This is a genomic window from Cupriavidus necator A5-1 (assembly GCF_000744095.1).
Taxonomy (GTDB): domain Bacteria; phylum Pseudomonadota; class Gammaproteobacteria; order Burkholderiales; family Burkholderiaceae; genus Cupriavidus; species Cupriavidus necator_A.
This window is the reverse complement of record NZ_JQLI01000001.1, coordinates 2,482,038-2,508,510: the sequence shown is the minus strand read 5'-3', so window position 1 is coordinate 2,508,510 and position 26,473 is coordinate 2,482,038. Positions and strand designations below refer to the sequence as shown.

Annotated in this window: 25 protein-coding genes and 1 pseudogene; 6 read left to right on the top strand and 20 right to left on the bottom strand. The window is 66.4% G+C overall.

Features of this window, described 5'->3' with window-relative positions:
- Positions 1 to 33: 33 nt before the first annotated feature.
- From K307_RS48505 to K307_RS11050, 6 genes are all read right to left on the bottom strand, one after another.
- Complete coding sequence (locus K307_RS48505) at positions 34 to 201, bottom strand: hypothetical protein (protein ID WP_022538372.1); 168 nt, start codon at positions 199 to 201, stop codon at positions 34 to 36.
- Positions 202 to 526: 325 nt separating this feature from the next.
- The gene (locus K307_RS11075) at positions 527 to 949 is read right to left on the bottom strand and encodes a VOC family protein (RefSeq protein WP_042878207.1); all 423 of its coding nucleotides are present in this window, start codon (positions 947 to 949) and stop codon (positions 527 to 529) included.
- Between the two features lie 28 nt (positions 950 to 977).
- Positions 978 to 2,093, bottom strand: a complete 1,116-nt coding sequence (locus K307_RS11070; RefSeq protein ID WP_042878205.1) for an NADH:flavin oxidoreductase/NADH oxidase — start codon at positions 2,091 to 2,093, stop codon at positions 978 to 980.
- Between the two features lie 91 nt (positions 2,094 to 2,184).
- A complete protein-coding gene (locus tag K307_RS11065; protein WP_042878203.1) occupies positions 2,185 to 3,420 on the bottom strand; it encodes a YbfB/YjiJ family MFS transporter in 1,236 nt (411 codons plus the stop codon).
- 154 nt (positions 3,421 to 3,574) lie between these two features.
- On the bottom strand, positions 3,575 to 4,183 hold the full coding sequence (locus K307_RS11060; protein WP_042878202.1) for a TetR/AcrR family transcriptional regulator: 609 nt from the start codon (positions 4,181 to 4,183) through the stop codon (positions 3,575 to 3,577).
- Positions 4,184 to 4,978: 795 nt separating this feature from the next.
- Complete coding sequence (locus K307_RS11050) at positions 4,979 to 5,275, bottom strand: helix-turn-helix domain-containing protein (RefSeq protein ID WP_042881820.1); 297 nt, start codon at positions 5,273 to 5,275, stop codon at positions 4,979 to 4,981.
- Positions 5,276 to 6,103: 828 nt separating this feature from the next.
- On the opposite strand from K307_RS11050, the gene K307_RS11045 reads away from it, so the two are divergent.
- Complete coding sequence (locus tag K307_RS11045; RefSeq protein ID WP_042881817.1) at positions 6,104 to 6,451, top strand: DUF2958 domain-containing protein; 348 nt, start codon at positions 6,104 to 6,106, stop codon at positions 6,449 to 6,451.
- Between the two features lie 17 nt (positions 6,452 to 6,468).
- Here the strand turns inward: K307_RS11045 and K307_RS49380 are convergent.
- Positions 6,469 to 6,585 (bottom strand): annotated as a pseudogene (locus K307_RS49380) (transcriptional regulator); the annotation flags it as partial.
- A 71-nt stretch (positions 6,586 to 6,656) separates the two neighbouring features.
- Between K307_RS49380 and K307_RS11040 the strand changes: the two are divergent.
- Positions 6,657 to 7,991, top strand: a complete 1,335-nt coding sequence (locus K307_RS11040; RefSeq protein WP_042878199.1) for an MFS transporter — start codon at positions 6,657 to 6,659, stop codon at positions 7,989 to 7,991.
- A 97-nt stretch (positions 7,992 to 8,088) separates the two neighbouring features.
- Complete coding sequence (locus K307_RS11035) at positions 8,089 to 8,784, top strand: helix-turn-helix domain-containing protein (RefSeq protein ID WP_042878197.1); 696 nt, start codon at positions 8,089 to 8,091, stop codon at positions 8,782 to 8,784.
- Between the two features lie 124 nt (positions 8,785 to 8,908).
- Here K307_RS11035 and K307_RS11030 read toward each other — a convergent pair whose 3' ends face one another.
- Together K307_RS11030 and K307_RS11025 are read right to left on the bottom strand one after the other, a co-directional pair.
- Positions 8,909 to 10,261, bottom strand: coding sequence for an MFS transporter (locus K307_RS11030; RefSeq protein WP_042878196.1), 1,353 nt, complete (start codon positions 10,259 to 10,261; stop codon positions 8,909 to 8,911).
- Between the two features lie 175 nt (positions 10,262 to 10,436).
- Positions 10,437 to 11,249, bottom strand: a complete 813-nt coding sequence (locus K307_RS11025; protein WP_042878194.1) for an SDR family NAD(P)-dependent oxidoreductase — start codon at positions 11,247 to 11,249, stop codon at positions 10,437 to 10,439.
- Positions 11,250 to 11,368: 119 nt separating this feature from the next.
- Here K307_RS11025 and K307_RS11020 point away from each other — a divergent pair, with 119 nt between their 5' ends.
- Positions 11,369 to 12,316 (top strand): GlxA family transcriptional regulator, encoded by a 948-nt coding sequence (locus K307_RS11020; RefSeq protein ID WP_042878192.1) that lies wholly within the window; start codon positions 11,369 to 11,371, stop codon positions 12,314 to 12,316.
- A 36-nt stretch (positions 12,317 to 12,352) separates the two neighbouring features.
- Here the strand turns inward: K307_RS11020 and K307_RS11015 are convergent, their stop codons facing one another.
- Positions 12,353 to 13,120, bottom strand: coding sequence for an SDR family NAD(P)-dependent oxidoreductase (locus tag K307_RS11015; RefSeq protein WP_042878189.1), 768 nt, complete (start codon positions 13,118 to 13,120; stop codon positions 12,353 to 12,355).
- Between the two features lie 166 nt (positions 13,121 to 13,286).
- On the opposite strand from K307_RS11015, the gene K307_RS11010 reads away from it, so the two are divergent.
- The gene (locus K307_RS11010) at positions 13,287 to 13,880 is read left to right on the top strand and encodes a TetR/AcrR family transcriptional regulator (RefSeq protein ID WP_042878188.1); all 594 of its coding nucleotides are present in this window, start codon (positions 13,287 to 13,289) and stop codon (positions 13,878 to 13,880) included.
- Positions 13,881 to 14,011: 131 nt separating this feature from the next.
- Positions 14,012 to 15,325 carry an MFS transporter gene (locus K307_RS11005; protein WP_042878186.1) on the top strand — a complete coding sequence of 438 codons (1,314 nt, stop codon included), beginning with the start codon at positions 14,012 to 14,014 and terminating at the stop codon, positions 15,323 to 15,325.
- 27 nt (positions 15,326 to 15,352) lie between these two features.
- Here the strand turns inward: K307_RS11005 and K307_RS11000 are convergent, their stop codons facing one another.
- The 10 genes from K307_RS11000 to K307_RS10955 all read right to left on the bottom strand — a co-directional run bounded on the left by K307_RS11000 (position 15,353) and on the right by K307_RS10955 (position 26,192).
- Positions 15,353 to 15,991, bottom strand: a complete 639-nt coding sequence (locus K307_RS11000) for a CDP-alcohol phosphatidyltransferase family protein (RefSeq protein WP_042878185.1) — start codon at positions 15,989 to 15,991, stop codon at positions 15,353 to 15,355.
- A 7-nt stretch (positions 15,992 to 15,998) separates the two neighbouring features.
- Positions 15,999 to 16,289, bottom strand: coding sequence for an antibiotic biosynthesis monooxygenase family protein (locus K307_RS10995; protein ID WP_022538360.1), 291 nt, complete (start codon positions 16,287 to 16,289; stop codon positions 15,999 to 16,001).
- A 242-nt stretch (positions 16,290 to 16,531) separates the two neighbouring features.
- Entirely contained in the window at positions 16,532 to 16,996 is a 465-nt protein-coding gene (locus K307_RS10990) for a DUF2127 domain-containing protein (protein ID WP_042878184.1), read from the bottom strand.
- 108 nt (positions 16,997 to 17,104) lie between these two features.
- Entirely contained in the window at positions 17,105 to 17,530 is a 426-nt protein-coding gene (locus K307_RS10985; protein WP_042878182.1) for a hypothetical protein, read from the bottom strand.
- Positions 17,531 to 17,549: 19 nt separating this feature from the next.
- Positions 17,550 to 18,029, bottom strand: a complete 480-nt coding sequence (locus tag K307_RS10980) for a YbhB/YbcL family Raf kinase inhibitor-like protein (protein ID WP_042878181.1) — start codon at positions 18,027 to 18,029, stop codon at positions 17,550 to 17,552.
- A gap of 129 nt (positions 18,030 to 18,158) precedes the next feature.
- Positions 18,159 to 18,713, bottom strand: coding sequence for an SRPBCC family protein (locus K307_RS10975; protein WP_051975046.1), 555 nt, complete (start codon positions 18,711 to 18,713; stop codon positions 18,159 to 18,161).
- 91 nt (positions 18,714 to 18,804) lie between these two features.
- Entirely contained in the window at positions 18,805 to 20,340 is a 1,536-nt protein-coding gene (locus tag K307_RS10970) for an efflux transporter outer membrane subunit (RefSeq protein ID WP_230625635.1), read from the bottom strand.
- Positions 20,341 to 20,351: 11 nt separating this feature from the next.
- Complete coding sequence (locus tag K307_RS10965; protein WP_042878176.1) at positions 20,352 to 23,537, bottom strand: efflux RND transporter permease subunit; 3,186 nt, start codon at positions 23,535 to 23,537, stop codon at positions 20,352 to 20,354.
- Positions 23,538 to 23,815: 278 nt separating this feature from the next.
- Positions 23,816 to 25,060, bottom strand: a complete 1,245-nt coding sequence (locus tag K307_RS10960) for an efflux RND transporter periplasmic adaptor subunit (RefSeq protein WP_042878173.1) — start codon at positions 25,058 to 25,060, stop codon at positions 23,816 to 23,818.
- Positions 25,061 to 25,277: 217 nt separating this feature from the next.
- Positions 25,278 to 26,192 carry an alpha/beta hydrolase gene (locus K307_RS10955; RefSeq protein WP_042878171.1) on the bottom strand — a complete coding sequence of 305 codons (915 nt, stop codon included), beginning with the start codon at positions 26,190 to 26,192 and terminating at the stop codon, positions 25,278 to 25,280.
- Positions 26,193 to 26,473: the final 281 nt, after the last annotated feature.

Below are 26,473 nucleotides of genomic sequence, written 5' to 3'. Positions count from 1 at the left end.
GCGGCGCCGCCGTTCAGGCGGGGGCCGGCGGCGTCAGCCGCCCGAATGTAGCGGGGACAGCGAATAGGCGAGCACCAGGCCCGCGACGATCGCCGGGGAACCCAGCTTGATCGCCGTGCTGCGGGACAGCACGCCCAGGTACACATACAAGCACACCAGCACCATCGCAGTCACATACAGCAGGCTGTCATAGACTTGCATGGATGTCTCCCTTGCCATTTTGTTGTTATTGCTTTACTTCGGTGGTCTGCCGACCGGGCGGGAAAAGCGTGGGAAATGCGTGGGGGGCCGCCCGGCGGCGCTGCTATGGCTGTCTGTTGAAAGCATAGTCAACACTTGCAGGTGGCGTGGCAATCATGGAAATCCCTTTGCGGCAGCGCACCACACCATGGTGCATTGCCGCAAACGAAAGCGCTTGAGGGAAGGATCTGCGCGCGATGGTACACACCCCCCTGCTGACGGCGGCGTGACGTGATGCTGCTTGTGCCCGACCCGTTGGGGCCAGGCGTAATGCGGTGGCGACGCGTCAGTCCTCAGGCAACATCTGCGGATTCCAGGCGATCTCCCACAGGTGCCCGTCGGGATCCTGGAAATAACCGGCATACCCGCCCCAGAACGTAGCCTGCGCCGGCTTGACCACGCTGGCACCCGCGGCCAGCGCCTGGGCCATCACCGCATCCACTTCCGCCTTGCCCGCAACGTTGTGCGCCAGCGAGAAATCCGTAGTCGCGCGCGGCGACACCGCCAGCCCCGTGTCATGCGCGAGGCTCGCACGCGGCCACACCGCAAGCTTCAGCCCGGCCTGCAGGTCGAAGAACGCGACCGCCCCATGTTCGTATTGCTCGCCCACAATGCCCGCCGTGGGCAGCCCCATGCCGTCGCGATAGAAGCGCACGGCGCGCTCCAGGTCGTCGACGCCCAGCGTGATCAGCGTGATGCGCGGTTTCATGGTGCTTGTCTCCTGTGGTGACCGGCAGCTAGCGCTGCCCGAAGGCCGCGCCCGCGAACAAGTCCTTAAGCTCGCGCGGCTGCGACCGCCAGTATTGCTTCGGGGCCTGCACGCTGGCGCCCAGCCGCGCCGCGGCATGCCAGGGCCAGCGCGGGTCGTACAGCATCGCACGCGCCAGCGACACGGCATCGGCCTCGTGGTTGGCGATGATCGCCTCGGCCTGCTCCGGCTCGGTGATCAGGCCCACCGCGATGGTCGGCAGGCCGACCTCGGCCTTCACGCGCTGTGCATATGGGACCTGGTACCCCGGTCCGAGCTTGATCGCCTGCTGCGGCGACACGCCTCCGGTGGTCACGTGGATCGCCGCGCAGCCGCGCGCCTTCAGCGCCTTCGACAACGCCACCGTGCCTTCGATATCCCATCCGCCCGGCACCCAGTCGGTCGCCGAGATGCGCATCCATACCGGGCGATCGGACGGGAAGGCTTCACGCACCGCATCGAACACTTCGATCGGGAAGCGCATGCGGTTCTCCAGGCTGCCGCCGTACTCGTCATCGCGATGATTGGCCAGCGGCGACAGGAACTGGTGCAGCAGGTAGCCGTGCGCGGCATGGATCTCGATGCCATCCAACCCCAGCCGCGCCGCACGCCGGGCCGCCGCGACAAAGTCATCGCGCACCTTGTCCATGCCGGCGCGGTCCAGGGCAACGGGAGGCACCTCCTCCTGACCATGCGGCACCGCCGACGGCGCCACGGCATGCCAGCCACGGGGTGCATCGGGCGCGATCTGCTGGCCGCCATCCCACGGCGCATGGCTCGACGCCTTGCGGCCGGCATGCGCCAGCTGGATCGCCACGGCGATTGGCGAATGCGCGCGGATCGCCTTCAGCACGCGCGCCAGCGCCGCTTCGTTGTCGTCCGAGTACAGCCCCAGGTCCTGCGGCGTGATGCGCCCTTCCGGCGACACCGCGGTGGCTTCCACGATCAGCATGCCCGCGCCGGACAGCGCCAGCGAACCGAGATGGATCATGTGCCAGTCGCCGGCGTTGCCGTCTTCAGCGGAGTACTGGCACATCGGCGCAATGGTGATGCGGTTGGCCAGCGTGAGGTTGCCGATAGCGAGCGGTTCGAACAATTGGCTCATGCGGTGGTGCTCCTTGCAGGGTCGGGCTGGCCCCTTTCAGGGGCCGGAAAACAAGATTCTAGGCCGATGCCGGTTTTGCTGCCGGCGGCGCTCAGCGTGCCGCAGGGCGCGCGCCGGCCAGGCTCACGGCCAGTGCAAGCGCCAGCGCCACTGCGCCGCAGCCGAAAATCAGCGCGTAGTTCTCATGCGAATGCGCAAACATCCACGCATAGCCATAGCCCGCGAGCGCCTGGAACAGCGCAAAGGCACTGGTCGCATGGCTCCACGCCGCACGCTGCGCGACCGGATCGTCCGGCAGCGTCTCCTGGATCGCGCCCAGGCCCAGCGGCGCAATGCCGGGCGTGAAGGCACCGAGCACCACCGCAGCCACACCTACGGCCAAAGGTTGGCCGCACAGCGCCAGCAACGCAGTCGCCAATCCCTGCAGCAGTAGCGCGACCCGATACGCAGTACCAAACCCGAGCCGGTCACCGGCAAAGCCGCACACCAATGGCCCCGCAATTGCACCGATGCCATACAGCACCCAGTACGACGCGCCAACATTGCTGCCGCGCCCCAGCCCGCGCGCGACAAGATCCACCAGCAGCATCATGGCCGGCACCAGCCCGAAGGCGTTGATCGCGTACTGCGCGTATAGCAGGTGCAGCTTGCGGCGGGCTTCCGGTGCCATCGTGGCAGAAGTTGTTGCAGCCGCGCCCGCGCTTGTCGATGCCTGCGGCAACTGGCCCGGCCATCCGAACCAGCTGAATGCCGTCAGCGCCAGCGACAACGCGCCCAGCCCCAGCCATGTCTCGCGCAGGCCGGACTGCAGCAGGCGCGGCACCAGCGTGCCAGACACCGCGATGCCCAGCCCAAGCCCCAGGAAGATCGTCCCCATCACGAAGCCGCGGCGCGGCGCGGGGATATGCGGCAGGATCGAGGTCGCCACTAGCACCATGATCGCCCCGCCGGCAAGGCCCGAGACAAAGCGCCAGGCGAAGAACCACGCGACGGACAGCGGCCAGGCGCAGGCAAAGAATGCCACCGTGGCCGCCAGCATCAGCATGCGCAACACCGTCCGGTTCGACCAGACCGACACCAGTGGCCGCCCCAGCAAGGCACCAGCCAGGTAGCCGGCAAAATTGGCCGCGCCCAGCGCCACCGTCAGCGAGGCCGGGAACCAGTGCGCCTGGATCAACGGCGGGATCAGCGCGGTGTAGGCAAAACGTGCGAGGCCGATTGCCACCAGGCTGGCGCACAGGCCGGACAGGGCGGCATAGATGTCGCGCAATTCGAGTGGCGCCGGTGGGTCGGCGGCCGGCTGGCTCACGATGAGGTTGCTGGACATAGTGCTCTCCGGTGACCCGTTGCCTTGCGACAGGCAAAACGGGGGCCTCAGCGCCAGGGCATAGCGCCGAAAAAGGGATGCAGCTCTCCCGCACGCGGCACGGGCCGCGCGCATGGCTGCTACGGATCGGGAAACTCAGGAAAGGCTCAGGGGATCAGCCGGTGCCAGCGCTCAGCGGCGGCAACCCGAGCAAGGCCAGCGTCGGTCGCACCGCACCCTCGAGTAGTTCGCGCTGTGGGGCAGCACGTGCCAGCACGCGCATACCGAGCAGTACGGCCAGCAATTGCGCGCAAACGTCCTCCGCCGACAGGCGGGAATCGACCTCGCCAGCGTCTTGCGCGGCGGTGAACTGGCGACGGAAGAAACCACGGATCTCCATGAAGGCATCCGCTACCTTCTGCTGCAGGTCAGGGTCGTCCTGCGTGACTTCGAGCGCCGTGTTCACCAGCAGGCAGCCGCGGTGCAGCGGGTCGGCCAATGAACGTTCGATGCTCTCGGCAAAGTAGGCAGTGATCGCAGCGGCGGGTGGCAGCGAGGCTTGCAGCCGTGCGATGCGCTCCCGCACGGTGCCGTCGAGATAGCCATCCAGTGCCAGCAGGAACAGCGAGCGCTTGTCGCCGAAGGCGTTGTACAGGCTGGGCTGCGTCATGCCCATTGCGCTGGTCAGGTCGCGGGTCGAAGTGGCTTCGTAGCCACGGGCCCAGAAGGCGTCCAGGGCGGCGGTCAAGGCGGCCTGTTCGTTGAATTTGCGGGGACGAGCCATGATTCGGAGTTTTGTATCGATCTGTACAGAACAGAATTATAGATCGACTGATACAAAACGCAAGACGTTGAAATAGTCGGTCGGAGGGAAACGGGCATGCCGGCGGAAGAGTCTTGCCCAGCTATCTGGCCTTGCCGGGTCGGCACGGTGTAACTCCCCGTTCGGTACAGAGATCGCCTATTGGGCAGCGCCGAGGCCAACGTTAGCGCATCAATTCGAGCTGGCATTGGGCGTACCGGATACTCGCCGCAACAGACTGCCCCATCTCCAGTACAGCCTCCCGGCACCCGGGCACAAAACGTCTAGCTCGCGCATTTAACGGCGTCCCGGATGACATACATCATCAGGTCCGGCCGGTTTTCGGCACCGGGTTCACTGCGGATGGAAAGCTGGTACCCGTAGTCTTCGGTACCATCCTTGCGCTTTAATGCCACGAACGGCTCCACGCCTCGTCCGGCCGGCACTTGTACCTTCTTGTACAACTCACGCCAGAGACTCCTGACACTCTGGTAGTCGCTGCGAAGTACGGGAGCGCGCCACCTACCTCATGCGATGCCTGGTCACCGAACACAGTGATCTTGAAGCCGTCGATACTTGAGCCGCCGTCATTGCCCGCAGCGCTCCCGGGGCGATCCTTGGCTCAATATTCGGCATCAGCCTGCCGCCGGTTGGCTGCGTGGGTGCCGCCGCGGCGGGCGGGGAATCTCCTGCGAGCAACCGAGGTGTGCGGGCGCGGCAGCAGCCTACGATATGTGGTCGGGCAACGCGTTTGTCTCAGCCGGGCATGGCGCACGCTCAGCGCTCTGACTTGCCTGGCGCGCGTTTGCGACCCGCCTTCACCGGCGTGGCGGCTTCGTGGGGCTCCTGCAAGAGTTCCGGAACGGACACCTCAAGGGCCTTCGCAAACAACACCAGGTTGTCCAGCGACACATTGACGAGTTGTCGCTCCACCTGACTGATGTACGTACGGTGCAGGCCGGCCTGATCCGCCAGGGCCTCCTGGGATAACCCGCGCTTGCCGCGGAAGACTTTCAGATTCGCGGACAAATTTCGCCGCGCCGCCTGCTGGGCGGAGGTGATGGTCTCATCCATATGGAGCGTGAGCATCACCTACCGAACATAATGAATCTACAGCTACTATATCTACATATTGTAACTCTACATAGTTTACATCTCCTATTTTCGCCATTAGACTTCCCATGCTGAAGGCTCTGCTTGCAAGTGATGGCGGGGCGCTGCCCCGCGTTGCGCGGGAGGAGTCAAGGCGCCGCGGGGTCGCTTGTTGCTATTGGGATGTGCATATGTTGCTAACAAGTGAGGCATGGCTGGAAAGCACGAACAGGCGAGGCCCTGTCCAGGCCTCATTTTTTCGTGGCGCTTCATCGGCGTGGTGCCTATCAACTCGGTGCTCGTACTGCAGCTTTACCCTGGCCTCGCTGACAGTGACGGACACCATCAACACCTATATCGCCAAGTCCTTTGAACGCCTGCTGGACATTTGGAGCTCCTTTGCGCCGGAACGGCGAGCCGTCGCAACTGCGCATCTGATTCGCGGCGGAACGATCGAGCGCATTCGCGGAACTGGCGGCGCGAGGTGGCGGAAGAGTACGAGCCCTCGATGCGCGCGTGCTGGCTCGCCAGCAGCGGCAGCGGTTAATGGGGGCTCCGATCGCCCCGAATTGTTTTGTACGGTAGCGGCCGGCCCACTGCCACGTGCGAACGACGGTCCCGATCGACGCGGGACGCCAGCCATGACGCCTGAAGACTTCCGCCGCCTCCATAGGGTGCTAGCCGGCAGCAACCTGGACCAAGCCTCGGATCTCGATTGTGCCCGTTTGACACGGAACGGCCCGCGCTATGGGCGTGCGAACAGTATCGACCCGCTCCGCCATGGAGCGGACCTTTCAGGAGGCAACGACCATGATCCAACTCCTTATTACCGCGGAACACACGCGCATGCTCGCTAACGGCCAAGCGTACACAGCTGGGCAGGCTAGCGACCGGCTTCCTGTAGTGCGGCTGTTTACCCCCGACGCGCATGCGACCTGGCTACTGGCCGCGCTCGACCCGGCCGATGGTGACACCGACTACGGCCAGTGCGACTTGGGTATCGGCATGCCCGAACTCGGCCATGTGAAGTTGTCCGACCTTGCATCCATCGTCGGGCCGCTCAAGAAGCCGATTCTTCGGGACCTGTACTTCCGGCCATCGCGACCGCTATCGGCGTATGCGCAGCTGGCGCAGCTCGACGGCTCGATCATCGACTGACCGAACCGGCTGCCCCACTGAAGCCATTCGGCCAAGACCGCAATCTTGTCCGGAGTTGGGATTGCCCTTCCAGACAGCCATTTGTGTGCGGTTTGGGCTGACACCGGCGAGCCTGAGCGGTATCGGAGATTGAACAGCCCTAACCGAAGTCCATTTGATCACTACTTGACGAGGACTGAACGTGAATCCACAACCAGGACCGAATGTGAATCACCTAGACGCGCCGGGCGGCGTCGTTCCCGTTCCCGCACGCACGCTGGGCGCTCGCGACTACAAGACCTTGGCCCTTGCCGCCCTCGGCGGCACGCTCGAGTTCTACGACTTCGTCATCTACGTCTTCTTCGCCACTGTGCTGGGGGCGCTATTCTTCCCGGCCAACATGCCAGACTGGCTGCGGCAACTGCAGACGTTCGGCATCTTCGCCGCTGGTTACCTGGCACGCCCGCTGGGCGGCATCGTGATTGCACACTTTGGTGACCGGCTCGGCCGCAAGCGCATGTTCACCCTCTCGATCTTGCTGATGGCCGCGCCCACGCTGATTATCGGCCTGCTGCCCACCTACGCCAGCATCGGCGTAGCCGCGCCGCTGCTGCTGCTGGCGATGCGCGTGCTGCAGGGCGCGGCCATCGGTGGCGAGATGCCCGGTGCCTGGGTGTTTGTCGGCGAACACGTGCCGAGCCGGCATTACGGCTTCGGCATCGGCACGCTGACTTCTGGCATCACCGGCGGCATTCTGCTGGGTTCGCTCGTTGCCGTCGCCATCAATCGCCATTACTCGCCTGCGCAGGTGAGCGATTTCGCCTGGCGCATTCCCTTCATCCTGGGCGGCGTGTTCGGACTGGTGTCCGTGTACCTGCGCCGGTTTCTGCACGAGACCCCCGTGTTCCGCGAGTTGGCTAGCCGCAGCCACCTGGCGCGCGAACTGCCGATCCGCACCGTGCTGCGCGAGCACCGCTCGGCCAGCCTGTTCGTCGCCCTGCTGACCTGGGTACTTTCTACCACTATCGTCGTGGTGGTGCTGTACACGCCCGCCTACCTCCAGAAGGTGCACCACATTCCCGCCGCGCTCGCGCTCGAGACCAATGCTTTCGCCACCCTGACGCTGACCATCGGCTGCGTGATCGTCGGGTGGGCGAGCGACCGCATCGGCACCCGTGCCGTCATGCTTATCGGCTGGGGCGGCCTGTTCGCGGCCGCTTACCTTTTCTACAGCAGCCTGCCCGGCACGCCTGCCACGTTGTTCTGGCATTACGGGCTGCTGGGCCTGTTTGTCGGCACCATCGCCACCGTGCCGATTGCCGCAGTGCGCGCCTTTCCCGCACCGGTGCGCTTCACTGGCCTCTCGTTTGCCTACAACATGTCGTACGCAGTCTTTGGCGGCCTCACGCCGATTCTCCTCACGCTCTGGCTACAGCACGACACCATGGCACCTGCTCACTACGTGGCAGGTCTGGCAGCTGTCGGGTTCTCGCTAGCGCTCTGGCCACTAACCAAGTGCGGCCATGCCATGCGCAATGGCGCGGCCAGCACGGGTCGGTGACTGTTTCCGGGCTGGTCGGCTGGCTGTCGGCTTCCTGTCGCCTTGCCTCTGGCTCGCCATACCTGGCCACGTCGGTCGATAACGATGGAGCTACGAAATGAACGCTACTGAAAACACGCAACAAGCCCGCCTGCTGACGCCCGCCGAGCTGGCTGTGTGCATCACGGTGTTCCGCGATGCGCGGCAATGGTCACAGGAGCAGTTGGCCGCAATCTCCGGGCTCAACGTGCGATCCATTCAGCGCGTCGAGCAAGGTTGGTCCGCCTGCCTCGACACCCGCCGCGCCCTTGCCAGCGCGTTCGAGTTCGCGGACATCGACGCGCTCAACAAGCCATTCGCCATTCCATCCGAAGACGAACTCAAGGCTGCGCAAGAACAGTTCGACCAAGAGCACGACACCTTCGCGGCGATTCCGCTGACCACGGGTAAGCAGTTGGCCAAGCTGGCGGAGACCTGCCCAATGGTCATGTCGGAACTGGCTTTCGAGATGAGCCGCGAAGTGGACGAACGCTTCGCCGCGCTGATGGAATATTTCCGCAACTACAGGGATTGCGCCGATGCCTACACCGAAACGCAGAAGTTAGAGGTGTACGACGAGATGCAAGCCAACATCGACGTGCTCAAGACGCTTGGCATCTCGCTACGCTACGCCGAGCGCGAGGTGCTGGTGAAGTGGGGATCCGACCCGGACAGCACGCCTATGCCAGTTAATGTCCTCTACGTGATCGGCTTTCCGCTCGGCAAGGAACCCGAGCTATTCGCAACGCCAGAGTCTGCGGGCATCCGCCTGTAGTGCAAGTGCCCACCACCATTTGGCAATGAGACACCGGCCAATCCGACCCTAAGCTCCGAGTTTTCGGAAGCGCGGAGATGCAGCAAGGCGGGACGCCTTCCCCCTACGTAGCTGTCCTGCCAGCTCACTCCCGCTTCCCCTCAGCCACCGGCGCCATCACCAACCTCAACCAGCTAGCCACCGCCCCCACCGCCGCAAACCCCGCCCCCAGCGCCAGCGCCATCCCCGGCCCATGCGCCCCGCCAATCCCAAAACACAACGCCACCAACGCCGCCCCAGTCGCCTGCCCCAACAACCGCGCCGTAGCAATCACCCCACTGGCCCCACCACTGCGTTCCCGCGGCGCGCTGGACATCAGCGCCTTGAGATTCGGCGACTGGAAGAAACCAAAGCCAGCACCACATATGCACATGCGGATACCGATATCCAGCGCACTGGGATTGGCTGGCAGCATCGCCAACGACACCATCCCCGCACTCATCACCGCCAGCCCCACACCCCCGAGCAACCCCGGCGGATAGCGATCCGACAGCCTCCCGGCAATAGGCGCGATCAGCGCAACCACCACTGACCACGGCGTCAGCAGGAATCCAGTCTCAACCTGTCCACGCCCGAGCACATGCTGGAAATAAAACGGCAGCGACACAAACGCCAGCCCCTGCGCGGCAAACGAGCACACCGCGGTCAGCGTGGACAACGCAAACATCGGGCGCTTAAACAGGTCCACAGGCAGCATCGGCGCCGGGTGCCCACGCTCGCGCCACAGCAGCAGCCCAAACGCCACCACGAAAATCCCCGCCGCCACCAGCGATTCGTGCAGCGGCGCTCGCTGCGCACCCTCGCCCAGCGCAAAGATCAACGCCGCAAAGGCAATCACATTGAGCGCCGCCGTCACGCGATCGAAACTATGCGTGCTGCGCGGCGTCTGCGGTAGCGAGCCGCGCGCGATTGCCAGCGCCAGCAGGCCGATCGGCAGGTTGACGGCGAACAGCCACGACCACGTGCCGAACGACAGGATCACCGACGCCACCGTCGGGCCCACCGCGAACGAGACGCCTACCACCAGGGCATTCAGCCCCAATCCGCGCCCGAGCCGATGCATCGGAAAAATGGAACTGATTAACGCCGTATTGACGCTCATGATCGCAGCGGCGCCGATGCCCTGCAGCACCCGCGCGGCAGCCAGCGTCGGCAGCGACCACGCCAGCGCGCAAATGACCGAGGCGACGATAAACAGCACAACGCCACCCAGGTAGATGCGCCGATGACCGAGGATGCCGCCGAGCGCCGCAAACGGCAGCAGCGTCGCCACCATCGCCAGCTGGTAAGCATTGATCACCCACACCGACGCAGCCGGCGTGGCGCGCAAGTCCGCCGCGATCGATGGCAGCGCCGTGTTGGCGATGGCGGTATCCAGGGTGGCGAGAGCGACGGCGATGAGGATGGCGGCCATGCCGCGGCGCTCGCGCGAGGTCATGGCGGCGTCCGCGGCGGAGGCGGGCGCGGACTGGAGAGGCGCTGTATTGGACACTGTCTTTACCGGTTGCCGCCACGGCCGGTAAGCAGGCATCAGGGACCGTGGCGATTCACAGTCCAAGACGATACGGGAAATTGCTTCAGCGTGCTGAAGGCGCCTTCATATGTATGCACATTCAGTGCGCCTTCGCCCCCACCCCGTAGCGATCGGCCGGCTTGCTGCGCGACAGCTTGGGCGCCAGCGCCAGACGTGCCGATTCAAAGGCCTGCCACTCCGCCAGGTCAGGCAGCGACGGCACCGTGGCCAGTTCCCCCTGGTCGAGGCCGGCGAGCGCTGCATCGACCAGGTCGCCAGCGTCCATCACGATTTCCTGCGGCAGGTTGTCGACCGCATGCCCTGCCACGTCCCAGAACTCAGTGCGCGTCGCGCCCGGCAAAACCGCCTGGATCCGCACGCCCTTGTCGGCCAGCTCATGGTGCAGCGACTGGCTGAACGCCAGCACAAAAGCCTTGGTGCCGCCATAGACGCCATTGAGCACTTCCGGCGCCACCGCCACGATCGATGCGATGTTGATGATGGTGCCGTTGCCGCGCTCGACGAACTTCGGCGCGACCGCATAGGTCAGGCGCGTCAATGCGGTGACGTTTAGACCGATCATCGCTTCCATCTTGTCCGGATCGGAGGCGAGCAACGGCCCTGCCCCGCCCACGCCCGCGTTGTTGACCAGCATGGTAATGCTCGCATCGGTGCGTAGGATGTCTTCCACGCGGCGCACGTCGGACGGCTTGCCGAGATCGGCCTGGACCACTTCGACGGCACGCCCGGTGGCGTCGCTCAGGTCATTGGCGAGCGTGTCGAGCCGCTCTCGGTTGCGCGCGACCAGGATCAGGTCGTAGCCGCGGCGCGCCAAACGCTGGGCGTAGATAGCGCCAATGCCGGAGGAAGCGCCGGTGATCAGGGCCGTGCCCTTGTGTGTCGTGTCATGCATGAAGGTTCTCCAGTGTGCGGCGGCTTCCTTGCCGCCTGCGTTGGAGCCAGAATAGGCGGATAATGGCTTGACTCAAATGTCATAGATGCCACCATTCAGGACATCCACTGGAGAACACCATGCTTTGCGTCGGAATCGTCCTTTATCCCGGCTTCCAGGTGCTGAACCTGGCGGTGACGACCGTGTTCGAGTTCGCCAATATCACGTCGGGCATCAAGACCTATGAGGTGGTGCTGTTGTCCGAGCACGGCGGGCCAGTGACGAGTTCGGCGGGGTTCTCCGTGGCCACCGAGCCGTTCGGGCGGCGCCGGTTCGACACGGTGCTGGTTGTGGGCGACAACGAGATAATCGAAACGCCGGAAGCCGTGATTGCGTTCCTGCGGCGCGCGGCGCGCACGTCCAGGCGCATGGCTTCGACCTGCACAGGGGCGTTCAACCTCGCGCAAGCGGGACTGCTCGATGGCAGGCGCGCCACTACGCACTGGTTCTTTGCCGCGCGCCTCCGCCAGGAGTACCCGAACGTCAAGCTGGAAGAGGACCGCATCTTTATCGTCGACGGGCCGGTGTGGACGTCGGCCGGGATGACGGCGTGCATCGACCTGGCGCTGGCACTGGTCGAGAAAGACCTCGGCCCCGACTGCGCGCGCCAGGTGGCACGAAAGCTGGTGGTGTATCACCGGCGCGCCGGCGGGCAGTCGCAGTTCTCGGCCTTGCTGGAAATGCAGCCGCGCTCCGACCGCATCCAGACCGCGCTGGACTATGCCAAGCGGCATCTGCAGACCGAGTTGTCGGTCGAGCAACTGGCAGACGCGGCCAATCTCAGCGCGCGGCAGTTCAGCCGCGCTTTCCGCGCGGAGACCGGGCAGTCGCCTGCGAAGGCGGTCGAGCACCTGCGGTTGGAAGCGGCGCGGCTGATGCTGGAATCGGGCCGGCACCCGGTCGATGTGATCGCGCGCGAAACCGGCTTTGGCGACCGGGAGCGCATGCGGCGCGCGTTCCTGCGCGCCTATGGGCAGCCTCCGCAGATGATCCGGCGCGCGGCGCGCGCCGGCGAAGTGGCGGCATAAGCCAGTCAGACAGCCCCGGTCCACCGGGGCTCGCTGTTACTGCACCGACAACCCGCCGTCCACGCCAATGCTCTGCCCGTTGATAAACCGGCCGGCAGGCGACGACAGCAGCACCGCCAGCCCCGCCACATCCTTGGCCTCGCCGATCCGGCGCATCGGAATGTTGGCAGCCAGCCGCGCCTCGCGCTCAGGGTCGCCCCACAGCGCTTCGCGCGAGAACTCGGTCCGCACCGGTCCCGGGTTGATCGCGTTCACGTTGATGCCAGACGGCCCCAGCTCCAGCGCCAGGCTGCGCACGGCCTGGTCGGTGGCGGCCTTGGTGATGCTGTACATGCCGAGGAAAGCCGACCCGCGCCTGGCCGCAATGCTGGACATGAACGTGATCGAACCATCGCCGCGCGCAACCATCTGCGGCGCCAGCGCGTTCACCAGCACGAGGTTGCCGCGCACGTTGCCCGCCATCGCGGCGTCGAACATCTCCGGCCCCTGGCTCAGCAACGATCCGGGCGTGCCGCTGGCGGCGGCATTCAGCACCAGCGCATCGACACGCCCGTAAGCGGCCAGCGCCTGCTCTGCGAACGCGCGCACGCTGTCCACGTCGGCGATGTCGCAGGCGATACCGGTGGCGCGGATACCTTCCGCTTCCAGCTGGCCGGCCACGGCTCGCGCGGCGTCGCCGTCGCGTCCGGATACCACCACGGCGGCGCCGGCCGCGCCGAGAGCGCGGGCCATTTCCAGGCCCATGCCACGAGTAGAGCCGGTGATAACAGCGACACGGCCGCCCAGGTCAAAAAGATTCTGCATGACTGATCACTCCTGAATGGAAACTAAAACCACCTGCCCTAAAACCGCCTGCCGGCATCGGCATGACGAACACAACACTTTATATAGATGATATCTGACATCTATTGAATAAAGTATGGCCATCATCTAAACTGGCGTCAAGGCAGGAATTCGAGGAGGACCTCACATGGCACGCGCATCACGTGAACAAGTCGAAAAGAACCGCGAAGCGATCGAACAGGCATCGTCGCGGCTGTTCCGCGAACGCGGTCTGAACGGCGTCAGCGTCGCCGAACTGATGGCTGACGCGGGACTTACGCATGGCGGCTTCTATGGCCATTTCTCGTCTAAGGACGCACTGGCGGCTCAGGCATGCCGGCGCGCCTTCGAAGAATCGAACACGCGCTGGGCGCGCCGCATTGACAGCGCCGGCGATGACCGAAAGGCCATGCTCGCCAGCCTGATTGAGCCGTATTTGAGTGCCGCGCATCGAACCCACCCCGGCGTCGGCTGCGCCGCCGCGGCGTTGGCCGTGGATGTCGCGCGCGAACCGGCCGACAAGCCCGTGCGCCAGGCCTACCTGGAAGGCTTCAAGGAGATGGCGGAGGGGATGGCAAAGACCGTGGAATCGGATAACCCGCAAGTGCGCCACGAAGAGGCGCTGGTGCGCATGGCGTTGCTGATCGGTGGCCTCACGCTGGCACGCGCCACGGATGGCGATCCCATCTCCGATGAAATGCTGGAGGTGGTACGAACACGCCTGTTGGGCAGTACCGCCTAGGGACGCCTAAGGCCCCAGCAACGTTTTTTCCCAAGCAGACTTAACCACCCGCTGCCATCAGCAGCAGCGGAAGGGCCCCGTTTTGTCTTTTCCTAACGCCCCAACCCACAACCACCGATCCCGAGACACCCATGTTCGCGCAAGCCCTCTCCAGCCGGCTCGACCGGCGCGGCATCCACTACGCGTGGCTGGTCGCAGCCCTCACCTTCCTGGTGATGCTCACCACCTCGGCCGCGCTCGGCCTGCCCGGTGCCTTCCTCACACCGCTGACCAAGGAGATGGGCTGGAACACGGACCAGATCTCTTCTATCCTGGCCTTCCGCTTTGCGCTCTTCGGGCTGATGGCACCGTTTTCGGCCATCCTGATGGAGCGCTTCGGCGTACGAAACGTGGTCTGCGCCGCGCTCGCGCTGATCGCCGGCGGCATGGCGCTGGCCACGGTATCGACCGAGCTGTGGCAGCTCTTTCTCGCCTGGGGCCTGATGCTGGGCGTCGGCTCCGGGCTGACCGCGCTGGTGCTGGCCGCCGTGGTGGCCAACCGCTGGTTCAGCGCGCGGCGCGGGCTGGTGATCGGCATCCTGACGGCCAGTGCGGCCACGGGGCAGCTGGCTTTCCTGCCGGTGGCGGCCTGGTTGATCGAGCATATGGGCTGGCGCGTGGCCGTGATCCCGGTGCTGGTTGCCTGCGCGGCGCTGGCGCTGCTGGTGCTTGGCCTGATGCGCAACCGGCCGGCCGACGTCGGCCTGGCTGCGTTTGGCGAAGTCCCGGCCGCTGCACCAGTGCCGTCCACCACCGCGCCCGCCACGCCCGCCACGCCCTTTACCCTGCGTGGGCCCTTCACGGTGCTGCGCGATGCTGCCCGCACCCAGACTTTCTGGATCCTGGCCGGCACCTTCTTTATCTGCGGCCTGAGCACCAACGGGCTGATCCAGACCCACTTCATCGCGCTGTGCGGCGACTTCGGCATGGGCCCGGTGCCCGCCGCCTCGGCGCTGGCGATGATGGGCGCGTTCGACTTCGTCGGCACCATCCTGTCGGGCTGGCTGTCGGACCGCTACGACAGCCGCAAGCTGCTGTTCTGGTACTACGGGCTGCGGGGCCTGTCGCTGTTCTGGCTGCCGCATTCGACCTTCACGCTGTACGGCCTGTCGGTGTTTGCGATGTTCTACGGGCTGGACTGGATCGCCACCGTGCCGCCCACGGTCAAGCTCGCGGCAACGGCCTTCGGGCGCGAACGCGCGCCGATGGTGTTCGGCTGGATCTTCGCGGCCCACCAGATCGGAGCGGCCGTGGCGGCCTTTGGTGCCGGCATGAGCCGCACGCTGCTGCTGACCTACACGCCGGCGCTGTATGCCGCGGGTGCAGCCTGCATGGTGGCGGCGCTGCTGGCGCTGGCGGCCAGCCGCTCCAGGGCGGCTACCGCGACGGAGCCCGCGCGCGCGTGATGGTGGGCGCGGGCGCCAGCGGTTGGCTCAGAACTTCGGGATGCGCAGAGTCTTGCTGACCATCAGCGTGCCCGACAGCGCGAACAGCAGCCCTAGCGGATGCAGCACCGCGGGGCCGAGCTGCCAGGCGCCACCCGGCAGGTCGCCGCCGAGGCGCCCCACCCACGCGCACCACGCCAGCACCGCGGTCAGCAGCACGCTGGTCGGGATCGGCGTGCCTTCGAAGTACGCCACCTTGCCGCTGTCGCTGCCGGCCGCGAGCGACTCGGCGGTGACATTGAAGCGCGCCAGCCGGCTTACGCCGCAGCAGACAAAGTAGATCAGCACGACCAGGTCCCAGCCGCCGTTCATGCCGGCGGCAAAGGCCAGCGTGGCGGGCCCGACGCCGAAGGAGATCACGTCGGCGAGCGAGTCCAGCTCACGCCCCAGCGCGGAATGCGCATGGCGCCAGCGCGCAATGCGACCGTCCAGCACGTCGAAGATAAAGGCCAGCGGCGCCAGCGCCGCGGCCGTGAAGAAATGCGCCAGCCGCTGGTCGGCGACAAAGAACATGGCGAAGAACACCGACCCCATGCCGCACGCCGCGTTGCCCAGCGTGAAGACATCGGCGAGCTGCAGCTCACGCAACATCGAAAAATGGCGGGGGCGCTCCGGCCGCGTGTTCATGGCGCGCTTACTGGACCTTGGCGACGTGGTGCACGTTAGGCGGCGCGGCGAAGGTTTCGCCCACCAGGGCTCGCCACTGCTGGAACTCGGGCGACTCGCGGAAGTGGACCATATGGTCGTCCACCGTCTCCCACTCGACCACCAGCGTGTATTGCTCCGGCTGTTCGATCGAGCGGAACAGCTGCACGCCGTGGCAACCGCGCGAGCGCAGGAACAGCGGCGTGGCCTGGCTCACGCCCTGCTCGAATTGCTTGTCCATGCCGGGCTTGATGGTGAGTTGTGCGATTTCCTTGATCATGGCTGGATACTTGGATATGACGGTTGGGGGTCGATGCCGGCGTGCCGGCGGGTTGCTACTACCTTAGCACGATCGCGAGGCCACATCTTAAGCATTCCGTTACATGCGGGGGGGTTAGCATCCCCGACGAGTCCGCGGCCTTCTCCTATGCGCCCCCGGCGGGAGCGCCCACGGTGCCGGCCTACCACGCGCCGGATGCCTGGCGCTCGTCCGACCACGATCCGTTGCTGATCGACCTGGCGCTAGCCCGCTGCCACCCGCCGCGCAAGCAGCCCGCGCGCCAGGTACAGCACCACTAGCAGGTTGGCCACCGCCAGCCCGCCATGCAGCCAGCTGGGATGGACAAAGGCCTCGTACAGCTCCAGCGGGATATAGATGCCGCCCGACCACACCCCCAGCCAGTTGCCCCACGCCAGCCCGCGCCACAGCCCGTAGGCTTCGGCAAAGCGCATCAGCGCATAGACCGCCGCCGAGCTGCCGATGGCCCACAGGCGCGCGTTGTCGGGATGCTCCAGCAGCGACAGGAAGATAGTGGGATAGCGGCTGGCGGGGTTGACGTGCAGGCGCTGGATGATGGCCTCGGCCAGCGCCTGGGCGTCGCGATGTATCAGTGCGGCCAGGCCCAGGCCGGCCACGATCACCAGCAAGCCCTTGGCGGCTTCGATCAATGCAATGCCCTTCAATCCCAGTGCGCCCTGCTTTGCCATGCGGTTCCCCAATCCGGTTTGCAAGAATTGCAAACCCGGTATTGTGCAACAGGGGAACGCCGCGCTGGCCGCATGATGGGCCACGCGGGCGACGCGCACGCTTCAGCGTCAGTAGTCGCGCTCGCGCATCGGCCCGTCCGCGTCGATGCCGCCGCTGGCGGCGATGGGGCCGTCGACAGTGAGTGGGCCGGCGACGGTCAGGTCGCCGTTGACCACCATGTCGCCGTGGACCGTCAGCGGCCCCTTGAAGACCTTGAGGTAGCCGCCGCGATACGGCAACGCCAGTGAGCTGACCGGTCCCGTGAAGTAAGCCGCGGTCAGCGGGCCGCTGGCAAAAACGCGGCCTGCAACGGTCAGCGTGCCATGCACCCGCACCGGGCCCTGCACCTGCGCCGAACCACCGATGGTGATCGGGCCGGATTCATGTGGCTGGGCGCGCAGCGAGCTGGCGCACAGCATCAGGGCCAGGGCCCCCGCCGCTGCCCACTGCCACGACAACCCGCTGGCATCGAGGTGAAGCGTTCGGGACGACATGGCGATACCTCCGGCAACGCTAGCGCTGCAACTTCTGGTAAGTCCCGACCAGTTCGGTGCTGGCCAGTACATGGCCCTTCATTGCGCGCTCCAGCGCGGCCTTGTCGGGCGAGCCGAGATCAGGCAGTTCCGCATCCAGCGCATACAGCTTGAAGAAATAGCGGTGCCGACCGATCGGCGGACATGGCCCACCATAACCGGTGCGGTGCCAGTCGTTCAGCCCTTCGCGGGTGCCGGCGGGCAAGCCCGCCTTGGCGATGCCGGCCGGCAGCGCTTCCGCATGGGCCGGCAGGTTGTAGAGCACCCAGTGGACCCAGGTCATCTTGGGGGCTGCAGGGTCGGGCGCATCGGGATCGTCGACGATCAGCGCCAGGCTGGCGGTGCCGGACGGCAGGCCGGACCAGGCAAGCGGCGGGGAGATATCGGCGCCTTCACAGGTGTGCTGCGCGGGAATCTCGCCGCCCGCGGAAAAGGCGCTGGATTGCAGTAGGAGCGACATGATGGCCTCGGCGGACGCCTTGGGGGCAGTGTTTCCAACTTAGGCCGGATCGGTGCCCCGTGCAAGGCGCAGCGCCCAAGGGGCAGCCGACGCCCCGTGGCGCCTCGGGGCACCGGCGGATTATGGCGCTTACGGGGCCTCCAGCCTGGCCTTGAGCCGGTTGACGGCCTCGGTCGATTCGGCCTGGATGCGCGCGCGCAACAGCACGCGGTTGAGCACCGCAAAGAGCAGCGTAGGCGACCGATAGGTGAATTCGCGTTCGAAACGCGTGCGTTCCGCCGAGGGCGTCAGCGACGGCGTCATGGCGGGCGTGAGCGTGTAGGTCACGGTGCCGGCCTTGCGGCCCTCGATCTCGCCCTCGATCGACCAGGTGCGCGGCGGCTGGCTTTCGGTGACGGTCCAGACCACCACGCCGCTGCGTCCGGCGACCACGAAGGTCTCGGTGACGCGTTCGCCCGGCGCCAGCGAATGATCGGTCGCGCCGCTCACGCCCAGCGACGACGGATGCCACTTCGGCCAGTTCTGCGGGGTGGAGACGTAGCCAAACACCTCGGCCGGGGGTCTGGCGATCACCACTTCGTCATGGATGCGGGTGCGGTCGGTCCAGGGCAGCGGCACGAACAGCGCCGCCACGATGACCACCGCGACAATGAGTACCCAAAGCAGTTTCTTGTGTCGATGCATGTCGGCGGGCGCATGGCGCAATGCATCCAGTGTAGTGATTCGGATGCATCGCGCCAGCCCTGCCGCCGCCAGGGGTTACCGGCGTGCCGCGTTATTGGCTCGGCGCCACGGCGGCGCTCGCCGGCTGGTTGGCCGCGACCGTCTCCGGCAACGGGCCCCAGCCGCCGCCCAGCCGGCGCACCAGCGAGACCGTTGCGGCAGCGCGCAAACCGGCCACCTGGTTGGCCTCGCGCTGCGATTGCAGCACGGTGCGGTCGGCATCGATCACGGTCAGGTAGTCGACCGCGCCGGCGTCATAGCGGCTGCGCGAGATACGCGCCGCGCGCCGTGCGCCGCCCAGTGCGCTGTCCAGCGCGCCCGCCTGCTGGCTCAGCCAGCGCACATCGGCCAGGCTGTCTTCCACTTCGCGGAAGGCCACCAGCACGGTCTGCCGGTACGCCGCCACGCTTTCCTCATGCGCGGCCCGCGTGCCGGCCAGGTTGGCGCGGTTGCGGCCGCCATCGAACACGGTCTGTGCGATCGTGGAGCCGATCAGCGGCCCCAGCATCCACGTGCGCGACGACCACTTGAACAGGTTCGACAGATCCGCCGACTCGAAGCCGAACAGCCCGGTCAGCGTGATGCGTGGGAAGAACGCTGCCTTGGCCACGCCGATGCGGGCATTGGCCGCGGCCATCTGGCGCTCTGCCGCGGCGATGTCGGGCCGGCGCTCCAGCAGTTCGGACGGCAGGCCCGCCGGGACCGCGATGGGGGCGGCATCGAACGGCCGCGCCGGCAGCGAGAACGCCGCGGGCGGCACGCCAGTCAGCACCGCCAGCGCATGCTCCTGGTTGGCGCGGCGGCGCTCGATGCCGGCCAGGTCCGCGCGTGCGGTGCCCAGTTCGGCCTCGGCACGCGCCGGGTCCAGGTCGGTGGTTTCGCCGGCGTCGTAGCGCTTCTTCAGCAGCGACAACGCATCCTCGCGCAGCTTGATGGTCGCATTAAGCAAGTCGCGCTCGCTGTCGAGCGTGCGCAGCGCGAAATATGCCTGCGCCACGTCGGCCTGCAGCGCGAGTTGCACCGAGCGGTACAGGTCCTCGGCGGCCTCGCCGTCGGCACGCGCGGCATTGACGCTGGAGGCGACGCGGCCGAACAGGTCGAGCTCGTAGCTGGCGAAGGCGCGCGCCTTGAGCACCGTCTGCGGCGACACCCGTGTGCCATCGGGCAGGCCCTGCGACGCAGCCGACGGCTGCGAGCGGGTCGGGTCCAGCCCGACGCTCAGCTGCGGGTAAAGGTCCGCCTCGGTGGCGCCCGTGAAGGCACGCGCCTGCTTCAGGCGAGCCGCGGCGATCGCCAGGTCCTGGTTGGAGGAATCGGCGGCGGCGATCAGGCGATCCAGTTCGGGGTCGCCAAAGATCTTCCACCACTCGCCGCGATGCTGGCCTTCGGCCGGCGTCGCAGTCTTCCATTGCGCGCCTTCGGCCTGCGCGGCCTCGGCTTCCTTGAAGGCCGGGACGGTGGCCGTTTCCGGCACCTTGTAGGTCGGGGCCAGCGAGCAGCCGGCCAGCACTAGCGCCGCGGCCAGCGTGGCCAGTTTCGGCAGCCATTGATATGTCGAAATTGCGGTCGAAAATGCAGGGGCATTCATGTTGATCACCATTATTCAGCCGATGCGGTCAGGCGTGCGCCCTGCTCTTGCGTAGCCGCGCGGCGCTGGCCACGTGTGGCCAGCAGGCGCAGCGCCACATAGAACACCGGCGTCAGGAACAGCCCGAAGAACGTCACGCCGAGCATGCCCGCGAACACCGCCACGCCCATCGCATGGCGCATCTCCGCGCCGGCACCGCTCGATACCACCAGCGGCACCACGCCCATGATGAACGCGAACGAGGTCATCAGGATCGGGCGCAAACGCAGCCGGCTGGCTTCGATCGCGGCCTGCACCACGGTGCGGCCGTGATGCTCGAGCTCGCGTGCGAACTCCACGATCAGGATCGCGTTCTTCGCTGACAACCCCACCAGCACGATGAAACCGATCTGCGTGAAGATGTTGTTGTCCCCACGCGTGAGCCACACGCCGGTCATTGCCGCCAGCAGGCTCAACGGCACGATCAGGATCACCGCCAGCGGCAGCGTCAGGCTTTCGTACTGCGCGGCCAGCACCAGGAACACCAGCAGCACGCACAGCGGGAAGATCCACACGCCCGCATTGCCGGCCAGGATGTCCTGGTAGGTCAGCTCGGTCCATTCGAACTTGATGCCCTTGGGCAGGGTCTCGGCGGCAATGCGCTCCGCTGCGGCCTGGGCCTGGCCCGACGAGAAGCCGGGAGCGGGTCCGCCGTTCATGTCGGCGGCGGTAAAGCCGTTGTAGCGCACCACGCTGTCCGGGCCGAAGCCCTGCTTTACCTGCACCAGCGACGACAGCGGCACCATGTCGCCGGCGGCGTTGCGCGTCTTGAGCTGCAGGATGTCCTCGGCATGGGCGCGGAACGGCGCGTCTGCCTGCACCTTGACCTGGTAGGTGCGGCCGAACTTGTTGAAGTCGTTGACGTAGGCCGAGCCAAGATAGGTCTGCAGCGTGTCGAACACATCGGTCACGGGCACGCCCAGCTGCTTGGCCTTGACGCGGTCGAGCTTGACGTCGAGCTGCGGCACGTTGACCTGGTAGTTGCTGAAAATGCCGGCCAGCTCGGGCGTGGCACGCGCCTTGTTGGCAAACGCATTGGTCGCCTCGAACAGCGCGTCATAGCCCAGCGCGGCACGGTCCTCGATCATCAGCTTGAAGCCGCCGATGGTGCCCAGGCCCTGCACGGGCGGCGGCGGGAACACCGCGATAAAGGCGTCCTGGATCGCCGCGTACTTCTTGTTCAGGTCCGCGGCGATGGCCGCCCCCGACAGCTCGGCGCTCTTGCGCTCGTCGAACGGCTTGAGCGTGGCGAACACGATGCCGGCGCTCGGGCTGTTGGTGAAGCCGTTGATCGACAGGCCCGGGAAGGCCACCGCCGATTCCACGCCCGGGTGCTTGAGCGCGATCTCGCTCATCTTGCGGATCACGTCCTCGGTGCGGTCCAGCGTGGCGCCGTCAGGCAGCTTGGCAAAGCTCACCAGGTACTGCTTGTCCTGCGCCGGCACGAAGCCCTTGGGCACGAGCTGGAACACGCCCCAGGTCAGCGCCAGCATCACCGCGTAGACGCCGAACACCGAGCCCTTGCGACGGATCACCCCCTTCACGCCACGGCCATAGCTTTCGGCGCTGCGGCCGAAGAAGCTGTTGAAGCGCTTGAAGAAGCCGCCAAACACACGGTCCATCCAGCGCGACAGCCAGTCCTTGGGCGCGTCGTGGCTGCGCAGCAGCAGTGCCGACAGCGCCGGCGACAGCGTCAGCGAGTTGAACGCGGAGATGATGGTCGAGATCGAGATCGTCAGCGCGAACTGCTTGTAGAACTGGCCGGTCAGGCCGGTCATGAAGGCCAGCGGCACAAACACGGCGATCAGCGTCAGCGCGATGGCGATGATGGGGCCGCTGACCTCGCGCATGGCCTTGTAGGTAGCCTCCTTCGGCGTCAGCCCTTCCTCGATATTGCGCTCGACGTTCTCCACCACCACGATGGCATCGTCCACCACGATACCGATCGCCAGCACCAGCCCGAACAGCGACAGCGCATTGATCGAGAAGCCGAACGCATGCATCAGCCCGAAGGTGCCGACGATCGACACCGGCACCGCCAGCAGCGGGATGATCGACGCGCGCCAGGTCTGCAGGAACAGGATCACCACCAGCACCACCAGCGCGATGGCCTCGAACAGCGTGTGCGTCACCGCCTCGATCGAGTGGCGCACGAACTGCGTGGGGTCATAGACGATGCTGTAGTCGATGCCGTCCGGGAAGTTCTGCTTCAGTTCTTCCATGGTCTTGCGCACGTCATCCGAGATCTGGATGGCGTTCGAGCCAGGCGCCTGGAAGATGGGGATGGCCACGGCAGGCTTGTTGTCCAGCAGCGAGCGCAACGCGTACTCGGACGCGCCCAGCTCGATGCGGGCGATGTCCTTCAGGTAGGTCACGGCGCCGTCGGCGGAAGTGCGCACGACGATGTCGCCGAACTCCTCCACCGTGCTCAGGCGGCCCTGCGCATTGACCGACAGTTGCAGGTCCGCACCCGGCAGCGACGGCGACTGGCCGATCACGCCGGCCGCCACCTGCACGTTCTGCTCGCGGATGGCCTTGACCACGTCGCTGGTGGCGAGCTGGCGCTCGGCCATCTTCTCGGGGTTGAGCCACACGCGCATGGCGTAGTCACCCGAGCCGAACAGCTGCACCTGGCCCACGCCCTGGATCCGCGCGAGGCGGTCCTTGACGTTGATCACCGCGTAATTGCGCAGGTACGTCATGTCATAGCGGTCGTTGGGCGAGACCAGGTGGACCACCATGGTCAGGTCCGGCGAGCTCTTGACCGTGGTGATGCCCAGGCGCCGCACGTCTTCCGGCAGGCGCGGCTCGGCCTGCGACACGCGGTTCTGCACCAGCTGCTGGGCCTTGTCCGGGTCGGTGCCCAGCTTGAAGGTCACGGTCAGCGTGAGCAGGCCGTCGCTGTTGGACTGCGACGACATGTAGAGCATGTCCTCGACGCCGTTGATCTGCTCTTCCAGCGGCGAAGCCACCGTCTCGGCAATCACCTTCGGGTTGGCGCCCGGATACTGCGCGCGCACCACCACCGAAGGCGGCACCACTTCCGGGTACTCCGAGATCGGCAACTTGAACATCGATATGGCGCCAATCAGGAAGATCAGCACCGACAGCACCCCCGCGAAGATGGGGCGGTCGATAAAGAATTTTGAGAGATTCATGTTGGTCTCTGCTAAAGCGATCCCCTGGCGGCCCGCCGTGGCGGGCACCATCTGCTGCTTGGGGAACGATAAAAACTACGGACGCTCGGTCTGCGAGTTCAGGCGATTGCCAGGGGCGACGGCATTAAATGTTCATCAGGCCGGTCCCCTCTCCCCTCAGGGGAGAGGGCTAGGGAGAGGGGTGGTTTAAGCACCGGCACTTCGCCGAAGCTCCTGCCCTCTCCCCCGGCCCCTCTCCCGCATGCGGGAGAGGGGAGCAAACCATCGGCTCGCATGACTTAACTCACCGGCTTTGCCTCACCCTCGCCCTTCTCGCTCGCGGCCTGCTTGCGCTCCGGCGTGTTGCCGCGCGGTTCCAGTTCGCTGCGGTAAGCCATCGCCACGGTCTTCGGCTGCACCGTATCGCCCGGCCGCACGCGCTGCAGGCCGTTGACGACGATGGTCTCGCCCGCCTTCACGCCCTTGCGGATCACGCGCAGGCCTTCGTAGTTGGGTCCGAGCTCGACTTCGCGGTAGACCAGCTTGTTGGTCTTGTCCAGCACCAGCACGAACTTCTTGCCCTGGTCGGTGCCGATGGCGCGGTCATTGACCAGCACCGCCGGGTGCGGCGCGCCGCCGCCCAGCTTGACCTTGGCGTACAGGCCCGGCAGCAGGCGTCCGTCGTCGTTCTCGAACACCGCGCGTACGCGGATGGTGCCGCTGCGCGGGTCGAGGCGGTTGTCGACCGACTGGATCTTGCCTTCGTGCGGATGGCCGTCCTCATTGGCCAGGCCCAGGTAGACCGGCAGGTTGGCCTGGCCGCCGCCCGCGCCGGGCGCGGTGTAGCGCAGGTAGCTCTGCTCGTCGATCTCGAAGCTGGCGTAGACCGGCGACACCGACACCACCGTGGTCAGCGCCGGCGAGGCCGCGCCCGGTGCCACCAGGTTGCCGACGGTGATCTCGGCACGCGAGACGCGTCCGGCCACCGGCGCGGTGATGCGGGTGTAGGCCAGGTTCAGGCGCGCGGTTTCCAGCTGTGCCTGCGCGCCGCGGACGTTGGCGCCGGTTTCGCGGGCGGCGTTGATGCGCTCGTCGAATTCGCGGCGCGAGATCGCGTTGTCATCCAGCAGCCGCTGGGCGCGCGTCTGTTCGCTCTGGGCGTGGGCGGCGCGCACCTGCGCGGCGGCCAGCGCGGCTTCGGCGCGAGCCACTTCCGCGGCATAAGGACGCGGGTCGATGGTGAAGAGCGGATCACCCTTCTTTACCAGCGCGCCTTCGCGGAAGTGCACGGCGTCGATGGTGCCGCCGACGCGCGGGCGTATCTCCACTCTCTCGACCGCCTCCAGGCGGCCGGAGAATTCGTCCCACTCGGTGATGGTCTGGCCGACCGCGGCGGCCACTTCAATGGCCGGCGCGGGCGGCGGGGTGTTGGCATGGGCTTCGCCGCCATGCCACGCCCCGCGCAGGGCCGCGGCGGCCACGCCGGCGCCCAGCACCACGACGATGGCTAGGGCGATCAGGGTACGTATTTTCTGCTGCTGCATTTCTCAAACTCCTGGTTCGGGTTTTCTTCAACCGGAAAAGCAAATGGCCGAACGCCGCCTGCCGGTCCGCGAGGGCGGACCGAAACAATGGCCAATCTGATGGTCGGACGTAGGACCGCTACCGTGTTGCGGCGGTCCTGGCTCTGGCCGAAGCAGAGCCGGCTGGCGGTAGTCTGGAGCGGCTCAGCCGGGGGGCTCGGCTCCAGGCCGGCTGCGTTCAGGCAGGCCGGCGTTCAGTCAGGGATGAGGTATCGTCGGCCGCGGCCAGACATCGCCGCAGGAACCGCGCACCTTCGTCGACCCATGCCTGACAACTGTCATGGGCCTCTTCCACGCCGTCGCCGCAGGCGCCGGGCATGATCATGGCTTGGGCAGGCACGCCGGCCTTGCCCAGGCGCTCGGCGAAGGCTTCGCCTTCGGCACGCAGCGCGTCGTATTCCGCTACCTGGACCAGCGTGGGCGGCAGCCCCGCCAGCCGTGATGCCAGCGCCGGCGCGGCATACGGATGCACCGTGTCCGCCGGCGTGGGCAGGTAGTCGCGATAGTTGCAGGCCAGGCGCCGCAGCGTTTCCATCGGCACCTGCCCACCGTCGAAACCAGCGCCGGAGGCGTGCTGCAGGCACGGGTCCGTTACCGGGCGGATCAGCCACTGCCCGCGCGGCTGCGCGGTGCCGCGGTCGCGCAGTATCTGCGCCAGCGCGATCGCCAGGTTGCCGCCCGCCTCTTCGCCCACCAGCGCAAAGCGGGTCTTGTCCACCTTCAGGCGCCGGGCGTTGCGCAGCACCCATTGCACCGTGCTGTGCGCGTCCTCCGGCGCCGCCGGGAACGGATGGTCCGGCGCCAGCGAGTATGCCGGCGTCACCACCACCGCCGGCACCGCGCCGGCCAGGTCCTGCACCAGCTTGCGCGCCCGCTCCAGGCCGCCATCGACAAAGCCGCCGGCATGCAGGTACACCAGCCAGGGCAGCAAGGCCGCCGCGTCGGCGCCCGGCGCGGGATAGCCCGCCGGGTAGCACACGCACACCGAAATCTCGCGTCCGTCGCTGGTCACCGTATGCTCGGCCACGCGTGGCTGCGCCTGGCCGGCTGTGTTGGCGGCGGCATGGGGGCGGTGGCCTGGCTTCTGTGGCATGACGTCCGGCGCACGGGGGAAACGATGCGCTTGAGTGTTGCGATGCAACGGATTATGGTGATTGACGAGGATGGGATAAAGCAAGAGATCGCCAATGCACTGTTCCGAGATTGGAATAATCGGCAACAGTGCTGTCATGACCGCCGCGATCGCCTGCCGCAGCCCAAATCCCCACGCATGACAAGGTCTTGGGAATTGTGATTCACTCCGGCTCTCGGCACGCGCGGCGGTCCGGTGTCCTGTGCGCGCCCGGTCGGAGGCGGGGATTACCCCTGCGGCAC

Excerpts from the sequence above, each read along its gene's own strand:
- K307_RS11045 (WP_042881817.1), top strand. The coding sequence starts at position 6,104 with ATGATCCAACTCCTTATTACCGCGGAACACACGCGCATGCTCGCTAAC.
- K307_RS11005 (WP_042878186.1), top strand. The coding sequence starts at position 14,012 with ATGTTCGCGCAAGCCCTCTCCAGCCGGCTCGACCGGCGCGGCATCCAC.
- K307_RS11065 (WP_042878203.1), bottom strand. The coding sequence starts at position 3,420 with ATGTCCAGCAACCTCATCGTGAGCCAGCCGGCCGCCGACCCACCGGCG.
- K307_RS48505 (WP_022538372.1), bottom strand. The coding sequence starts at position 201 with ATGCAAGTCTATGACAGCCTGCTGTATGTGACTGCGATGGTGCTGGTG.
- K307_RS11030 (WP_042878196.1), bottom strand. The coding sequence starts at position 10,261 with ATGACCTCGCGCGAGCGCCGCGGCATGGCCGCCATCCTCATCGCCGTC.
- K307_RS11000 (WP_042878185.1), bottom strand. The coding sequence starts at position 15,991 with ATGAACACGCGGCCGGAGCGCCCCCGCCATTTTTCGATGTTGCGTGAG.
- K307_RS11015 (WP_042878189.1), bottom strand. The coding sequence starts at position 13,120 with ATGCAGAATCTTTTTGACCTGGGCGGCCGTGTCGCTGTTATCACCGGC.
- K307_RS10975 (WP_051975046.1), bottom strand. The coding sequence starts at position 18,713 with ATGCATCGACACAAGAAACTGCTTTGGGTACTCATTGTCGCGGTGGTC.
- K307_RS11025 (WP_042878194.1), bottom strand. The coding sequence starts at position 11,249 with ATGCATGACACGACACACAAGGGCACGGCCCTGATCACCGGCGCTTCC.
- K307_RS11060 (WP_042878202.1), bottom strand. The coding sequence starts at position 4,183 with ATGGCTCGTCCCCGCAAATTCAACGAACAGGCCGCCTTGACCGCCGCC.
- K307_RS10990 (WP_042878184.1), bottom strand. The coding sequence starts at position 16,996 with ATGGCAAAGCAGGGCGCACTGGGATTGAAGGGCATTGCATTGATCGAA.
- K307_RS10970 (WP_230625635.1), bottom strand. The coding sequence starts at position 20,340 with ATGAATGCCCCTGCATTTTCGACCGCAATTTCGACATATCAATGGCTG.
- K307_RS10965 (WP_042878176.1), bottom strand. The coding sequence starts at position 23,537 with ATGAATCTCTCAAAATTCTTTATCGACCGCCCCATCTTCGCGGGGGTG.
- K307_RS10955 (WP_042878171.1), bottom strand. The coding sequence starts at position 26,192 with ATGCCACAGAAGCCAGGCCACCGCCCCCATGCCGCCGCCAACACAGCC.
- K307_RS11075 (WP_042878207.1), bottom strand. The coding sequence starts at position 949 with ATGAAACCGCGCATCACGCTGATCACGCTGGGCGTCGACGACCTGGAG.
- K307_RS10980 (WP_042878181.1), bottom strand. The coding sequence starts at position 18,029 with ATGTCGCTCCTACTGCAATCCAGCGCCTTTTCCGCGGGCGGCGAGATT.
- K307_RS11035 (WP_042878197.1), top strand. The coding sequence starts at position 8,089 with ATGAACGCTACTGAAAACACGCAACAAGCCCGCCTGCTGACGCCCGCC.
- K307_RS11010 (WP_042878188.1), top strand. The coding sequence starts at position 13,287 with ATGGCACGCGCATCACGTGAACAAGTCGAAAAGAACCGCGAAGCGATC.
- K307_RS11050 (WP_042881820.1), bottom strand. The coding sequence starts at position 5,275 with ATGGATGAGACCATCACCTCCGCCCAGCAGGCGGCGCGGCGAAATTTG.
- K307_RS11020 (WP_042878192.1), top strand. The coding sequence starts at position 11,369 with ATGCTTTGCGTCGGAATCGTCCTTTATCCCGGCTTCCAGGTGCTGAAC.
- K307_RS11070 (WP_042878205.1), bottom strand. The coding sequence starts at position 2,093 with ATGAGCCAATTGTTCGAACCGCTCGCTATCGGCAACCTCACGCTGGCC.
- K307_RS10995 (WP_022538360.1), bottom strand. The coding sequence starts at position 16,289 with ATGATCAAGGAAATCGCACAACTCACCATCAAGCCCGGCATGGACAAG.
- K307_RS10985 (WP_042878182.1), bottom strand. The coding sequence starts at position 17,530 with ATGTCGTCCCGAACGCTTCACCTCGATGCCAGCGGGTTGTCGTGGCAG.
- K307_RS10960 (WP_042878173.1), bottom strand. The coding sequence starts at position 25,060 with ATGCAGCAGCAGAAAATACGTACCCTGATCGCCCTAGCCATCGTCGTG.